Consider the following 15,179-nt stretch of genomic DNA (forward strand, 5'->3'; position numbering starts at 1 on the left):
GCCCAACGCCGCGAACGCGCCCGCATCCGCAGCGAGAAAGGCATCCGCTGGGGAGGCAGACCCCTCGCACCGGCCGCCTGAAACCTGTCACTCAACCCGGTGATCGTTTCCGGTCACAGCACTAGGCGAGCGTGACCGTTCATGCCACACACTTTACTTTCCACCACGCCGCCGAATCGGCTGCGCCGGGGACGTCGGAGGCCAGTAGTAGCTCCCCGTCGACCTCGAAGTCCACGGGGTCCGCGGTGAGGTTGACCGTGCAGGCGAACGCGCCCCTGGAGAAGACCAGCGTGCCCGCGGGCGACTCGTGCCAGGTCAGCTCGCCGCGGAGGTCGCGCCGCAGGCGCAGCGCCGTACGGTACAGCTCCAGCGTCGAGCCGGCCACGCCCTGCTGGGCCTGCACGCTCAGCTCCGCCCACTCCTCGGGGACGGGCAGCCACGGGCGGGTCCAGCCGGACTCACGCGTCCACGGCATCGGGACGCGGCACCCGTCGCGGCCGCTGTCGGGGTCGCGCAGCCGCTGCGGGTCCTGGCACGACTCCGGCGGCAGGTCGAGCACCTCCGGCAGGCCCAGTTCCTCGCCCTGGTAGACGTATGCCGAGCCGGGCAGGGCGAGCGTGAGCAGCGCGGCGGCGCGGGCTCTGGCCAGGCTGCCGTAGCGGGTGACGTGCCGCTTGACGTCGTGGTTCGACAACACCCAGGTGGTGGGGGCGCCGACGGAGCCGGCCGTGGCAAGCGAGGAGTCGATCACCTCGCGCAGCTCGGCCGCGTCCCAGGGGGCGAACAGGTAGTGGAAGTTGAACGCCTGGTGCAGCTCGTCCTGACGTACGTATCGGGCCAGCCGCTCGGGGGTGGGGGCCCACGCCTCGGCCACGCCGATCCGCTCGCCCGGGTAGGAGTCCAGCACGCGCCGCCACGAACGGTGGATCTCGTGGACGCCGTCGTTGTCGAAGAACGGCACCGGCTCCCTGCCGACCATCGTGGCCTGGTTGCCGCGGCCGATGTCGGGCAGGCCCTCCGGCTTGACCATGCCGTGCGCCACGTCCACCCGGAAGCCGTCGACGCCGAGGTCGAGCCAGAACCGCAGGATCGACTCGAACTCCCCCCGCACCTCGTCGTTGTCCCAGTTGAGGTCGGGCTGGGCGGGGTCGAACAGGTGAAGGTACCACTGCCCGTCCTCGACCTGCGTCCACGCCGGACCACCGAAGATCGACTCCCAGTCGTTCGGCCGGTCGCGGAAGATGTAGCGGTCACGGCCCTCGCCGCGCAGCGCCTGCCGGAACCAGGGATGGGCCGAGGAGGTGTGGTTGGGGACGACGTCGACGATCATCCGCAGCCCGAGGGCGTGCACCTCGTCGATGAGCGCCTTCGCGTCCGCGAGCGTCCCGAACAGCGGGTCGACGTCGCGGTAGTCGGCCACGTCGTAGCCGAAGTCGGCCATCGGCGAGGTGTAGAACGGGGTCAGCCAGACGGCGTCGACGCCCAGCCCGGCCAGGTACGGCAGGCGATCGCGAACGCCGATCAGGTCGCCGACTCCGTCACCGTTGCCATCGGCGAAGCTGCGTACGTAAACCTGGTAGATCACGGCGTCACGCCACCATGCGGTCATAGTCTCCCCCGGTACGTTTTGACCATGAAAGCTCTTTCCGCAAGTTTACGCAAGCCCTTCCACACCCCTAATAACCGGAAATCAATGCCTACGGATGCCCATAACCCCCGACCGAAACGCAACTGAACGAGATTCTTTACATCAAGGGTGGACATGTACCGTTAAGGCGCGATGTACTACCTCATCAATCAGCCCCCGTCACAGGTGACACGCGCGCAAGGTGTGGGCCCATGAGCTCGGTCGTTCTCGACAAAGTGACCAAGGTGTATCCGGGCGACTACCTCGCAGTCGACCGCCTCAGCCTGCAGGCGGAAGCCGGCGAGTTTCTCGTCCTGCTCGGCCCTTCCGGGTGCGGGAAGTCCACGCTGCTGCGCATGATCGCCGGCCTGGAGGAGATCACCGAAGGCGAGCTCTGGCTCGACGGGCAGATGGCCAACCACCTGGCCCCCCGCGATCGCGACGTCGCCATGGTGTTTCAGAACGGCGCCTTATATCCGCACAGGACCGTACGCGGCAACATCGCCTTTCCCCTGGAGATCGCCAAGGCCGACCCGGCGATGGTGCGCGAGCGCGTCACCGAACTCTCCAAGGCCCTGCACATCGACGAGACGCTCGAGCGCCGCCCCGGCACCCTCTCCGGCGGCCAGCGGCAGCGCGTCGCGATGGGCCGGGCCATCGTCCGCCAGCCCAAGCTGTTCCTCATGGACGAGCCCCTGTCGAACCTCGACGCGGGCATGCGCACCGAGCTGCGCATGGAGATCTCGGCCCTGGTCAGATCGCTCGGCGTCACCACCATCTACGTGACCCACGACCAGGTCGAGGCGCTGACCCTGGCCGACAGGATCGCCATCCTCAACCGCGGCGTCCTCCAGGACGTCGGCACCCCGGCCCAGATTTACAACGATCCAGCCACAGCCTTCGTGGCGGCCTTCCTCAACTCCCAGCAGCTCAACTTGTTGGCGGCCAACGTCAGGACACCGCAGAACCAGTACGTCATGCTCGACTTCGGCCCGCACCGGCTGACGATGCCGTGGAGCGATCCCAGGGCGTACGCGATCTCTCAGCACACGGGCGGACAGGTCCTGGTCGGCCTGCGCCCCGACGGGCTGGCGCCGGTGCCGGAGACGTACGACGGGCCCTCGTTCTACGGGCGGGTGCGGGCGCTGGAATATCACGGGCACGAGTGGCTGGCCTACCTCGAGTCGGGGATGTCGTTCGCGCCGGTGCCCGAGCCGCCGGACCCCGCCCGGCGCGTCAACGGCTCGAAGAACGGATCGGGCAGGCTGACAGGGCTGGTGAAGCGGCTGTTCTCGCAGCCGGAGCAGCACCAGGAACAGGAGCGCGTGGGCCAGCACCCCAACAGCGGCATCCACCGCCGTTCGGACCTCATCGTCCGGCTGGGCAACCGCCCGGTCTGGCGCGCAGGCGACCCCGCCAAGGTGGGCGTCGACCTCAGCCGCGTCATGATCTTCACTCTGGACGGCGCCCGCATCGACCCCCCACGACGCTAGCCCGCTCCGGTGTGCGGGCGGGCGAGATCACGCTAGGTGCCCGCGAGAACGCTGCGACTCCATCACCGCCGGACGCCCTTCCGGCGAGGCATCCGGCGGTGGCTCAGCGGCGCCGTCGTCCAGTGAGCACGGCAGGGTCCAACGAGACCGGGAACGGCTGGTCCAGCGTGAGAACGGTGCCCGCCTTCGCCTCCGCGACCAGCTCGTAGGCACCCTTGCCCAGGTGGAAGACCTCGACGCGCGGGGTGCCGTGACCTTCCAGGTCGATCCGCAGGAACACGGGTATTCCCGCCGCCGCATATCTCGGTGGTTTGATGGTGTAGTCGCGCTCCCGGTTGACCTTGCCGGGGCTGACCACTTCAGCCACACACACGACGTCCGACGCGGAAAGCGCGACAGGGCCCGCGAGTATCGCATCGGCATGCCCCACCACCACGTCCGGGATGAGCCCGTCGTCTCCGACTCGGAGGTTGCCGGTCTCGACCACCTCGTACTCGTCGGGTGCCGCATCGAGCAGGATCGCCCGCAGCCTTCCGGCGCAGAGCGCGTGATCGTATGCGGGCATGGGACTCACGACGAAACTCCCGTCGATCAACTCGATCCACTCCCCGGTTTCGGGCAGTCTGAGCCAGTCATCGACGGTGTAACCATCCTTGGTGGGTGGGAGGGAGAAGAGCCTGGCACGTCGCGGTGGCGGGTGGGCGACCAGCCAGCCGTCCGCAGGCAGAGCGCTCATCTCCTCATCGCCTTCCATGGTTCGAGTCTCGCACGCACGCCGACACAGCGCCAAGCGTGGTCATGCGATCACGTCGAGTGACGGAATCACGTTACCGTGCTTTTACCTGCCGCGTCATCACGACGCGGAGGTCCAGCGGGGGCCGCCGGGGGTGTCCTCCACGACCACGCCCCCGTCGAGCAGCGCCGCGCGTAGCGTGTCGGCGAGCTCGTAGCGTCCCTCGTCGCGCAGCCTGGCGCGGAGCGCGAGCAGCGGCTCCACCACGGCGCCCAGCCCCAGGGAGCGCAGGCGAGCCGACGTGGCCGGCTCGCCGAGCCGGGCGATGAGCAGCCGCATCAGCTCCCTGGCCTGGTCGACCCCGCCGGAGTCCTCCTCGGTGTCGGCGGCCCACTTGACGATCTCGCTCTCCAGGTCGAGGACGGCCTGCGCGGCCGCCACCATGTCGGGCTCGGCCACGGCGGCGTTGAAGAGTTTCTCGCAGGCGCGCGCGGTCTCCTCCAGCGTCGCCTCGGCGGGCCCGGGCTCGGGCTCGACCCCGGGCGCGGGCGCGGCCGGTCGGGAGGGGGCGGCGCGGCCCTCGGCCAGGCGGCGCAGCTCGGCGAGGTCGGTGCGCGTGCCGGCGGGCAGGACGACCTGTGAGCCGGGCCGCCGGACGGTCAGGCCGCCGCGGCCCGCCACGTGCGCGGACTCGTCGTCCAGGTCGATGACGAGCGCTGTGTGCTCGTCGAGGCCGAGCACCGCCGTGCCGGGCGGCAGTTCGCGCTCCATGCGCGAGAGCCGGCGCTCGCCGAGATAGCAGTAGCGGGTGTCGTGGGTGCCGCCCTCGGCGTTGTCGAAGTGGGGGATCACCACGGCCCGCAGGCCGAGCGGCTCCAGCAGGTCGAGCCCTTCACGCCAGTGGGGGTCGGCGCCCGCTTTGTAGATCTCGTAGACCGGCACGGTGGCCAGGCCCGCGGTACAGGCCGCCGCCGAGGCCAGCACAGTCACCCCCTGGCGGGCGCGTACGCGGGCTCGCAGGTCTCCGGCCACCCCCGAGGCGGCCCACCGGTCGAGCGCGTAGGTGGGGCTGCCGGGGCCGGAGAACACCCAGTCGGCGCCGGTGACGCCGGCCGCCACCTCGACGTCCAGGCCGACGCTGCGGGCGAAGTAGCGGCGGGCGCGGGCGGAGATGTCGGCGCGGTTCTCCTGGAAGGCGTAGGGGGTGTCGAGCAGGACGGCCCGCGACCCCGCGCGCAGGGTACGCGCCGCGGCGCGGTGGATCTCGACCATGGTCGGGCTCGTCTCCCCCGACCCCATCAGCACCAGCGAACCGGGCATGCCTGTCGGCCTCTCTCTCGCACCTCATCGACTCCAGCCGGAACGGCCGAGCTGTTCAAGAGCGGGACGCATATGCGCACGTGACGCATCTGCACGTGGATGGCAGTAAGTTGGTGGCGGTGACGGGAAGACACATGGTCTCGGTTGAGACGCTCATGCTCCGGGTGGGCTCTGACGATCGCTGGTCCTACCGGCATGCACGTACCCAGCCGGAGCACGGCGAAAGCCCTGACGAGGCCGCCCAGCGGATCAGCGGGGTCACCGCCGCCGATCCGGCCACCGTCGTGCACTCCACGAGCTGGCGCTACGACCCCTCCGGCGAGATCATCCTGACGTACGCGGTGTGCCCCGATCCGGAGCCGTGGCTGCCCGCGGCCGAGCTGCCCGTGCTGGAGATCGCCCGAGGCCGGGCGCCCGCGACGCCGTCACCTGAGCGCGTCGCTCTGCCCCACGTGGTCGCGCACGCCGTCAGGCACCTGGCCTTCCTCCTGGCCGAGGACGCCGTCGTCGCGCGCGTCCTCCGGCTGCGCCCGGAGATCGCCCGGGCTCTCGAGCCGGTGGCCGCCCCTGCCTGAGAGGCGCCGGCCGAGCTCCTGCATGGGCTTCTCGACGAAGCGGTAGGTCAGCGCGCTGCCGGCCAGGATCAGGGCCAGGACCAGCACGGTCATGCCGATCTGCACCGGTAGCGCCGCCCTGCGCAGGTCGCCGGTGACCGCCACGAAATACTTCAGCAGCGGGTGGTGCACCAGGTAGAGCGAATAGCTGATCATCCCGAGCCAGGTGAGCACCCTGGGCAGCCGCCGCCCGCGCAGCGCCATGCCGCCCGCGAACGTGAGGCCGACCAGCACGATCGTGGTCAGCCACACGTCGCCCTGCACCCACCACCAGCCGCTGGTCACAGCCCACAGAGGTGCTATCACGACCAGTGCCGTGGTGACCGCCACCGGCCACAGCCGCCCGTCGCCGCGCTCCCAGCGGTGGATGGCCGTGCCCGCGAACATCACCGCGACCACCGCCACGCCCAGCCACGGGACCCGGCTGCTCAGCAGCAACAGCAGCAGCGCCATCACCCCGAGCACGCAGGCGGCGGTGGTACGGAACCTCCCCGTGATGACGCACGCCAGCCCGGCCACGAACACGGCGCACGACACGTACGCCGGCCAGACGCCCACCATGACCGCCCCCGACGTCACCAGCCCGACCACGACGGCGCCGGCCGCGAACACCATCGCCAGCAGCCCGCTGTGACCGTGGCCCCTGAGCAGGAAGAGCGCCGTGACCAGCAGGTAGAACACCATCTCGTACGACAGCGTCCACATCGTGTCGGCGATGCCTCCGACGCCGACGACGTCGAGCAGCATGGTCGCGTGGGCGGCGATCGCGGTCGCGTCGCGCGGGACGGCCTCGCGCACCGGCACCCACCAGGCGAGGGCCAGCACCACGACGATCACGCTGAGGTAGAGGGGGTAGAGGCGGAAGAACCGGCTGAACCAGAAGGCTCGCACGTCACCGTGGCGTTCGAGGGAGACTGGGATGATGTAGCCGCTGACCAGGAAGAACACCAGGATGCCGTAGACACCGATGTTGAAGAAGTAGGGCCGGATCTGGGGGATGAACCAGGGCAGCATGTGTTCTGCGACCACCGCCATCGCGCCGATGCCCCTCAGGGCGTCCAGCCAGGCGAGCCGGGTGGACGGAAGCGGGTGGGGGAACGCGGGGGCGGGGACGGCTGCGGACACCCGCACCAACATACCCGTATCGGGCCAAGTGATGCGCCCTCGGGACGCCTCCTCCGATCACCAGCCGAGGCGGCCCTTGCCGGAGACGAGCGCGCGGGCGATCACCATGCGCTGGATGTCGTTGGTGCCCTCCCCGATCGCCATCAGCGGCGCGTCCCGATAGAGCCGCTCGACGACGAACTCCTGGGAGTAGCCGTATCCGCCGTGGATCCGCATCGACTCCAGCGAGGCCTTCAGCGCCACCTCCGAGGCGAAGTACTTCGCCATCCCCGCCTCCATGTCCACCCGCTCTCCCCTGTCGGCCCGCGCCGCCGACCAGTAGGTGAGCAGGCGGGCGGCCTGGATCTCGGTGGCCATGTCGGCGAGCTTGAGCTGGACGGCCTGGAAGTCCGCGATCGGCTGCCCGAAGGCCGTGCGCTCCCGGGCGTAGGCGAGCGCCGCGTCGTAGGCCGCCTGGGCGACGCCGACGGCACGGGCCGCGATGTTGATGCGGCCGATCTCCAGCCCGCCGAGCACCTGCTGCATCCCGCGCCCTTTGGCGCCTCCGAGCAGGCAGGACACCGGCACGCGCACCGCGTCGAGCACCACCTCACACGTCTCGGTGCCCTTGTAGCCGAGCTTGGGCAGGTCGCGGCTGACGCTGAAGCCCTCCGCGGCGGGGTCGACGAGCAGCACCGACATGCCCCTGTGGGCGGGCTCCTCGATCGAGGTCTTGACGAGCACGGGCAGCGGGTCGGCGTGGCGGGCGTTGGTGATCCACGTCTTGGTGCCGGTCACGACGTAGTGGTCGCCGTCGCGTACGGCTCGCGTCTGGATGCCCTGCAGGTCGGTGCCCGCGCCCGGCTCGGTGAGCGCGATCGCGGTGCGGCGGACGCCGCGGGCCAGGTCGGCCAGGTGGCGGCTCTTCTGCTCCTCGGTGCCGTGGCGGGCGATCATCCAGCAGGCCAGCGAATGGGAGCCGATAGTGCCCGCCACGCCCATCCAGCCGCGCGCGATCTCCTCGAAGACCAGGGCGAACGACACCATGTCGGCGCCCATCCCGCCGTACTCCTCGGGCACGCTGAGGCCGAACAGCCCCATCCGCTTCATCTTCTCGATGATCTCGGCCGGGTACCGGCCGGAGTGCTCCCACTCCGTGGCCACCGGCAGGATCTCCCTGTCCACGAACGCCCGCAGGGTCTCGCGGAACGCCTTCTGCTCGTCCGTCAGCTCGAAGTCCATGGCTCTCGATCCGTCGAAGGGGCCGTCGAAGGGGCCGTCGAAAGGGCCGTCAGAGAGGGCCGCTCCTGGCCTGCGGGAAGTAGTCCTTGTCGTGCGGTGCGTCGCGCTTGTAGACCATGACGGTGCGCGTCCACGACATGATCTCGTCGCCGTCCTGGTTGAGCCCGCGCGTGTAGCAGGTGACGATGCCCGCGTACGGGCGCGATCCCGACTCGCGTTTCGCGGTGACCTTCGACTCGGCGTAGACGGTGTCGCCCACGAACACCGGGTGGGTGAGCCGGATGCCCTCCCAGCCGAGGTTCACGATCGCGGTCTGGCTGACGTCGATGACGGAGAGACCGAGCACGATGGCCACGGTCAGGCCGGAGTTCACGATGATCCTGCCGGTGGGGGCCCTGGCGGCGAAGTGGGCGTTGAAGTGGTTCTGGTTGGTGTTCATGGTCAGGAGCGTGAACCAGGTGTTGTCGGCCTCGCTGATCGTGCGGCCCATGGGGTGCTGGTAGACGTCCCCGACGGTGAAGTCTTCGTAGTAGCGGCCGATGCTGGGCTCGTGAACGGTCAAGGGCGGCTCCTGTTCGCACCGATCACGTTAGTGACGAGGTGATCGCCCGGTCAATGACCCGCGCGTACGGACGTGTGCCGGGCGGCGAGCGTGGCGACCACGTCCACGATGCGCGCGGCGCGTTCGACCTCGGCGCGGTGGAACACCGGCCCGCCGGCCCTGGCCACCACCACGTGCAGGCCCTGGGTGAGCACCGGGAGCAACATCAGCCGCAGCTCGCGGGCGTCGACGGTGATGGCCCGCGGCGGGCGCTCGGGTGGGTCGAACTCGGCGGGGGCGGCCAGCGAGGCGTGCCGCACGGCGCCGTCGGCCACGGCCACCGACCATTCCGCCCCGCACAATCCGGGCAGCGCGTCCACCAGGGTGGCGAACCCTCGTGCGGGCTCGGCCGCGACGTGCATCAACAGGTCGTAGTCAGGGGCGGATCCCGGTATCTCCCTGGTCTGCCAGACCCCTTCCACGCGTACGCCGGGCATGGAGGACAGCCGCTCGCTCGCCTCGCTCGGGGTGATCGGGCCCGGCCAGGAGACGGTGAAGTCGTCCACGGCGCGGCCGCACTCGCGCTCGAGCACGACGACCTGCAGGATGTCGGCTCCCAGCGCCCCCAGCGCCTTGGCGATCTGCCCCAGACCGCCCGGCCTGTCCGGAAGAGACACCCTCAGTCGCAGCAGCATCGCGCCCCCCTTTCCAGAGGCTCCCACAGTGCCGTGGAGAGATGTCGGGCATGTTCCACGGATGTGTCGCACATGCTGCGGTTTATATCCCAGCATGCAGCGTTAAGTCCGAATTGTCGATAAAGCGTATTGCGGTTTTCCGCAGGTCATCGTATGGCGGACCGCATGGCCGGGTCCTCCCCTGATTTCTACAGTCGTCCCCACGATTTCCCTGAAGATAGCCGCTCTTTCCCTACAGCGGGACGACCCCCGCCGACGCCCTGCAGAAGACCCTGGACACCACGTTCTGCTGACCAGGGCCTTCGAGGCGCCCGCGCGCGGACCCTCGCGCAAACGGAGCCGGAACGCGCCACGGAGCCCGGGATCAGGCGAAGACGTCCTGCTGGTAGCGCCCGTCCGCCTCCAGCGCGGCCAGCCACGCCACGCCGTCACGGCCGGTCGCCCGGCGGTGGACGTCCAGCAGCGCCTGCCGCACGGCCGGCGCCATCCGCAGGCCGTCGCCGCAGACGTAGACGTGGGCCCCCTGCTCCAGCAGCTCCCACACCTCGTCCGCGCGCGCGGCGATGGCGTCCTGCACGAACCGGTACGGATGCCCCGGCACGGCGGAGTACGCGCCGTGCACGGTCACCACGTCCGACGCGGCCCAGGCGGCCAGCTCGCCCGCGTACAGCTGGTCGTGGTCCGGATGGCGGCAGCCGGTGAACACCGCGGCCCGCCCGGTCGCGCCGGTCAGCGCCCGCTCCTCCAGGAAGCCGCGCAGCGGCGCGAACCCGGTGCCGGGGCCGACGAGGATCACCGGCGTGGCCGGATCCGCGGGCAGCCGGAACGGCGGCGCGGGGACCCGGACGTAGCCGTAGAAGACGTCGCCCTCCTTCAGCCCGGCCAGGTAGGCCGAACACATGCCGTGGTAGGTGCCGGAGCCTGACCAGGCGGGCCCCTCGACCAGGCCGACGGTGAGCCGGACGAGCCCGGGATCGGCCAGCGGCGAGGAGGACACCGAGTAGTAGCGCGGCCTGATCGGCCCGGCCATCTCCAGGAACGCGGGGAGCGGCAGCTCGATCGCCGGGAAGCGGTCGAGCAGGGCCAGCGGGGAGACCCGCTTGGCGAGGATCTCGTCGGCGTAGTTCGCGGTCAGCTCGGCGATCTGGCCGCGGGTCCACGGGCAGGCGGTGTGCGCGGCCAGCGCCTCCAGGTCGGACCTGGTGGCCACCTCCTGCAACTCGGCGAACTCGGTCAGCAGCAGGCCCGCCGTGACCGGCGTGCCGACGGGCAGGTGGGTGGCTCCGGCGGCGCTCAGCCGTACGACCTGGTCCCGGGGGACGCGCAGGCGGCCCAGCGCCCACTCCACCAGCTCGGGGTCGTTCTTGGCGAAGACGGCCACGTGGTCGCCCGCCGTGTAGGTGACGCCCTCGGGCAGCCTGGCCACGATGGAGCGCACGCCGGGGCGGGGCGCCTCGATCGAGAAGTCCCAGAGCCCGGCGGGGTCGCCGGTCAGTTCCCCGGTCGACACGACGGTCAGCGGGTAGGCCCGCTCGGACACGACCGCCGGCCGGACCTCGGTCTCGCTGAGCACCTCCATCTCGTAGCGGGGGCCGGCACCCGCGGTGGGCGCGCTGTACTCTTCGGCCAGCGCCTCCCACAGCCGGGCCGTCCACGCCGACACGTCACCGTCGAAGTCGCCGTCCGTGTCGGCCTCGCCGCGTTCGATCAGCGGCACGGCGCCCGCCGCCGTCAGCTTCTCGTACGCCCGCCTGGGGAACTCCTGGTAGGTGGGCCACTGCGTGTTGCCGCAGCCCAGCACGGCCAGCCGCACCCCGGACATGTCGGGCAGCGACTCCAGGGCGTCGAAACGCTGGGCGTTGTCGGGGGCCTTGCCGTTGTAGGAGGAGGCGACCACGACGAGCAGGCCCTCGCCCGGCGGCGTCAGCTCGTCCAGAGCCGTCAGCGTCGTGGCGAACCCGGCCCGCCCCGCCCGCTCGGCCAGGCGTTCGGCGAGGTCGGCGCTGGTGCCGAGGTTGGAGCCGTAGGCGACGGTGAGGGGGACGCCGGCGACGGCGATCTCCTGCTGCTCGCTCGGCCGCTCCTGCGGCACGGCCACGACCGCCCGCTCGTGGGCGCGGCGCTCGCGGACCCTGAGCGTGAAGCCGTCCGGCTTGAGGGTGAGCATCTGCTTGATCTTCATGCGGTAGACGCTCGGGTCGGACACGGCGAAGCGCCGCAGGATCAGCGCCAGGGCGAGCCTGGCCTCGGTGAGCGCGAACTGGCGGCCGATGCAGGCCCGCTCGCCGTTGCCGAACGGCTTGTACGCCGCCGGATGGTGGGCCTTCTTCTGCTCTGGCAGCCAGCGGTCGATGTCGAACTCGCCGGGCCGATCCCACGCCTTGGGGTGGCGGTGCAACGCCGGCAGCAGCACGCCCGCCCTGGCGCCCTCGGGCAGGACGTAGTCGCCGATCGTGGCGTTCTCGACCGTGCTCTCGGCTGGGCTCACCGCGAACAGCGGGATCGGCGACCAGACGCGCAGCGTCTCCTCCAGGATGCGGGGGATCACGTCGAGCTTCATGATCGTCTCGTACGAGGGCGGCTCGTCGTCCGGCAGCAGCCGGTCCACCTCGTCGTACGCGCGGGCCAGGGTGTGGGGCTCGCGCAGCAGGTTGTACAGGGCGAAGGAGAGCAGGCCGCTGGTCGTCTCGTGCCCGGCGATCAGGAAGGTGAGGACCTGGTTGCGGATGTTCTCGTCGGACAGGCGGGCGCCGCTGCGCGGGTCGGACGCCTCCAGCATGAGCCCGAGCAGGTCCTTCGAGCCCGTCGAACTCGCGGAACGGCGCTGCCTGATCACGTCGTCGACGAGTTCCTGCATGGTGGCGATGTCACGGCGGTAGGCCTCCTCGCGTCTGCGCTGCAGCTTGGTGACGAACGGGAGCTGCTGGTTGCGCAGCATCGCCTCGGTCAGCGCGCCTCCCATGGCCGTGAGGAACGGGTGCAGCTCGGGCGAGTCGAACGAGTGGAAGCGGTAGCCGAAGCCGGTGAGCGAGATCGTGTCCAGAGTGAGCCGGGTCATGTCGTCGGCGACGGGCAGGTCCTCCCCCTGGCGGCCGGCCCACGACGTGATGAGCTGCTCGGCGACCTCGAGCATCTGCGGGTAGTACGCCTTCATCGAGCGCTGGCTGAAGGCCGGCATCAGGATGCGGTGCGCCTGCCCCCAGACGGGCTCGTCCCGGTCGGCGGTGAACAGCCCGTCGCCGGCGAAGTCGCGCACGATCGACAGCGGCGGCCCGATGCGCTTGACGAACCGGCTCTCGTCGCACACCTCCGCGACGAGGTCCGGGTCGTACACGAGAACGATCGTGCGACCGGCGATCTCGAGCTGGAAGATGCCCTCCTCGTACCGGGAAGCGACCTTGACGAAGTGCTCCACCGGCGAGTGCGAGGGGATCTGCAGCGTGTTGCCCACGACGGGCAGGCCCGGCGGGGCGGGGATTCGTGCCATGAGAGCTCCCTTGAGTAGCCATACACCGTATGGCGGACGCTACCATACGGCGTATGGCTGTGAGCGCGCGCAGAGGGACGCCCCTGACACTGGAAGAGATCAGCTCTACGGCGCTGCGCCTGATCGACGAGGGCGGCGTGGAGGGGTTGTCCATGCGCAAGCTGGCGGCCGAGCTCGACGTCAACCCGATGTCGCTCTACCACCACGTGGCGAGCAAGGACGCGCTGATCAGGCTGATCTGCGCCACGATCCAGCAGCGCGTGGACCTCCCACCCGACGACGGCACCCCCTGGCAGGGCCAGCTCAGGACGCTGGCCCTGGCCTATCACCGGCACGCGCGCAGCCATCCGGCCATGTGGACCTACCTGCACGCCCACCCGGAGATCATCGAGGACAGGACGCTGGTGATCTGGGCGACCCTCTACCGCATCCTGCGGCAGGCCGGGGTGCCTGAGCCCGAGCTGCGCCGGACGAGTGACGTGCTGCACGCGTTCGTCACGGGGCTGATCACGGCCGAGATCCAGGGCCACGTGCCTGACGACCCCGGCGAGACGGCCCGCACCTTCGACACGGCCGTCCACCTGATGATCAACGGCCTGGCGAGCTATTCCGCCCGATAGGCAGGCTCAGCCGGCGGCGGCCCAGACGGACTCGAACGCCGCCTCGGTGATCTCGGTGAGCTCCCAGATCTCCAGCGGCTGGTCGGTCAGGAAGCCGTCGTCGTCCTGCAGCCGCCGCCACCAGTAGCGGCGGGCCGCCCGGTCGGCGCCCACCTCCACCTGCCTGACCGCCCAGTGCTCGCCGTCGCCCTCGACGCTCTCGAACAACCAGGCCCGCCCGTCCTCGTCGCCCATGTGCCAGTAGCGCCGGGGAGCGTCGGACTCGGCGAGCTGCCTCACCAGAGGCCCGCGAACATCGTGCAGCACATCGCTCACTCTAGACCCGGCGGACGGGTGACGCGGGTCAGCGCTGGTACGCCCCCGCGTCGGGCGAACCGGTCAGCGCCTTGCCCTTCATGTCCTTGGCGAAGGCCTTGCCGCCGTACCACGACGGGGGCAAGGCGATGCCGCGGCCGAGCGCCGGGGAGCCGGCGCCGGGGCGCAGGTCGGTGCGGGAGGTGAACTTCGGATCGGCCATGACCGACTTCGGGCCCAGCTTGAACCTGACCGTGCGGCCCTTGTACACGCTGCCGCCCTCGTCGGCGCCCTTGCCGTCCTCGAAGCCGGTCTCGCCGCCGACGACGATCACGTTGTTGCGCAGCTTCAGGATGGACGGCGCGCAGCCGTCGTGGCAGGACCAGCCGACGGTGTCGCGGGCCGGCAGGTAGACCGAGTTGTGCACGGCGACCGTGCCCTTGACCGGCCCGACGATGTGGCGGGGACCGCGGGTGATGAGGAAGGAGCCGCGCTTGCGGGAGGAGGTCACGACGTTGAAGGCGAACACGTTGCCGGTGGCGGTCTTGCCCTTCTTGGCCCCGAGCTCGGTGAACGTCTCGTTGTTCCTGGCGGTGTTGTGCGTGACGCGGTTGCGGTCGCCGCCGAAGATCTCGACGGCGGCGCCGTCGGTGCCGTAGTCCTCGCTCCTGGCGAAGCTGCCGGTGATGGTGTTGCGGGTCACCACGTTGTCGTCGCCGTTGAGCAGCACGCCGAAGGCGCCGGAGTCGTTGTCGCCGCCCTTGTCGTTGACGCTCATCCGGTTGTTGTCGGTGAAGACGCTGTCGCGGATGGTGTTGCGGGCGCCGGAGGGCGTGACGAAGGCGCCGGCGATGTTCTTGTCGGCCTGCACGCCGATCAGCTCGTTGTCGTCGCCGTCGAGACGGAAGCCGGCCCAGCGGCAGGCGGAGGCCCGCAGGCCGCTGATGCGCCAGTGATGGCCCTTGACCACGACGCAGTCGCCGCCGGAGCCGCTGATCCTGGGCTTGGCCCCGGAGCCGTACGTCGTGATGGTGATCGGCTGGGCCTTCGTGCCGCTGGCGGCGAGGGTGAGGGGGGCGGTGAAGGCGCTGCCGCGCCTGACTCTGACGGTGTCGCCCGGCTTGAGGTCGGAGACCGCCTGGTCGAGCGACTTCCACGCGGTGCTCGCGCTGGTGCCGGCGGCCGCGTCGTCGCCCGACCGGGAGTCGACGTAGTACGTCGTTCCGGCGTGGGCCTGAGCCGCGGCCGGCACGGCCGGCAGGAGCGAGACGATGACGGCTACGGGCAACACCCTCATGCGAGCACACCACTATCTAGTTGAAACGCTGGTCACGGCAGAGGCAACCGTAGCGTGATCAAGGGGCAGGACGCCACATGGGCGTTGACATCCGCAGCCTCCCCGGAGGTTC

The 15,179-nt window shown here is 70.4% G+C and carries 12 protein-coding genes; 2 read left to right on the forward strand and 10 right to left on the reverse strand.

Going from position 1 to position 15,179, the window contains the following annotated elements; translation table 11 throughout:
• Positions 1-139: 139 nt before the first annotated feature.
• Positions 140-1,609, reverse strand: a complete 1,470-nt coding sequence (locus tag ABGB01_RS43470; RefSeq protein WP_347779972.1) for a glycoside hydrolase family 13 protein — start codon at positions 1,607-1,609, stop codon at positions 140-142.
• A gap of 230 nt (positions 1,610-1,839) precedes the next feature.
• Between ABGB01_RS43470 and ABGB01_RS43475 the strand changes: the two genes are divergently transcribed.
• Complete coding sequence (locus ABGB01_RS43475; RefSeq protein WP_347779974.1) at positions 1,840-3,120, forward strand: ATP-binding cassette domain-containing protein; 1,281 nt, start codon at positions 1,840-1,842, stop codon at positions 3,118-3,120.
• Between the two features lie 103 nt (positions 3,121-3,223).
• Here the strand turns inward: ABGB01_RS43475 and ABGB01_RS43480 are convergent, their stop codons facing one another.
• The 7 genes from ABGB01_RS43480 to ABGB01_RS43510 form a co-directional block, all read right to left on the reverse strand.
• Positions 3,224-3,874 (reverse strand): Uma2 family endonuclease, encoded by a 651-nt coding sequence (locus tag ABGB01_RS43480; RefSeq protein ID WP_347779976.1) that lies wholly within the window; start codon positions 3,872-3,874, stop codon positions 3,224-3,226.
• 99 nt (positions 3,875-3,973) lie between these two features.
• Positions 3,974-5,173, reverse strand: coding sequence for a hypothetical protein (locus ABGB01_RS43485; RefSeq protein WP_347779978.1), 1,200 nt, complete (start codon positions 5,171-5,173; stop codon positions 3,974-3,976).
• Positions 5,174-5,598: 425 nt separating this feature from the next.
• Positions 5,599-6,912, reverse strand: a complete 1,314-nt coding sequence (locus ABGB01_RS43490; protein WP_347779980.1) for an acyltransferase — start codon at positions 6,910-6,912, stop codon at positions 5,599-5,601.
• 57 nt (positions 6,913-6,969) lie between these two features.
• Positions 6,970-8,133 carry an acyl-CoA dehydrogenase family protein gene (locus ABGB01_RS43495; protein ID WP_347779982.1) on the reverse strand — a complete coding sequence of 388 codons (1,164 nt, stop codon included), beginning with the start codon at positions 8,131-8,133 and terminating at the stop codon, positions 6,970-6,972.
• Between the two features lie 49 nt (positions 8,134-8,182).
• On the reverse strand, positions 8,183-8,695 hold the full coding sequence (locus ABGB01_RS43500; protein WP_347779984.1) for a MaoC family dehydratase: 513 nt from the start codon (positions 8,693-8,695) through the stop codon (positions 8,183-8,185).
• 50 nt (positions 8,696-8,745) lie between these two features.
• Positions 8,746-9,369, reverse strand: a complete 624-nt coding sequence (locus tag ABGB01_RS43505) for an amino acid-binding protein (RefSeq protein WP_347779985.1) — start codon at positions 9,367-9,369, stop codon at positions 8,746-8,748.
• 364 nt (positions 9,370-9,733) lie between these two features.
• Positions 9,734-12,856, reverse strand: a complete 3,123-nt coding sequence (locus ABGB01_RS43510; protein WP_347779987.1) for a cytochrome P450 — start codon at positions 12,854-12,856, stop codon at positions 9,734-9,736.
• A 53-nt stretch (positions 12,857-12,909) separates the two neighbouring features.
• Here ABGB01_RS43510 and ABGB01_RS43515 point away from each other — a divergent pair, with 53 nt between their 5' ends.
• Positions 12,910-13,476 (forward strand): TetR/AcrR family transcriptional regulator, encoded by a 567-nt coding sequence (locus ABGB01_RS43515; protein WP_347779989.1) that lies wholly within the window; start codon positions 12,910-12,912, stop codon positions 13,474-13,476.
• Between the two features lie 6 nt (positions 13,477-13,482).
• On the opposite strand, the gene ABGB01_RS43520 is transcribed toward ABGB01_RS43515, so the two are convergent.
• Both ABGB01_RS43520 and ABGB01_RS43525 read right to left on the reverse strand, forming a co-directional pair.
• Positions 13,483-13,782: a hypothetical protein gene (locus ABGB01_RS43520; protein ID WP_347779990.1), complete on the reverse strand. Its 300-nt coding sequence runs from the start codon at positions 13,780-13,782 to the stop codon at positions 13,483-13,485.
• 37 nt (positions 13,783-13,819) lie between these two features.
• On the reverse strand, positions 13,820-15,067 hold the full coding sequence (locus ABGB01_RS43525; protein ID WP_347779991.1) for a right-handed parallel beta-helix repeat-containing protein: 1,248 nt from the start codon (positions 15,065-15,067) through the stop codon (positions 13,820-13,822).
• Positions 15,068-15,179: the final 112 nt, after the last annotated feature.

Origin of the sequence: Nonomuraea sp. B5E05, assembly GCF_039880665.1 — a bacterium.
GTDB lineage: Bacteria > Actinomycetota > Actinomycetes > Streptosporangiales > Streptosporangiaceae > Nonomuraea.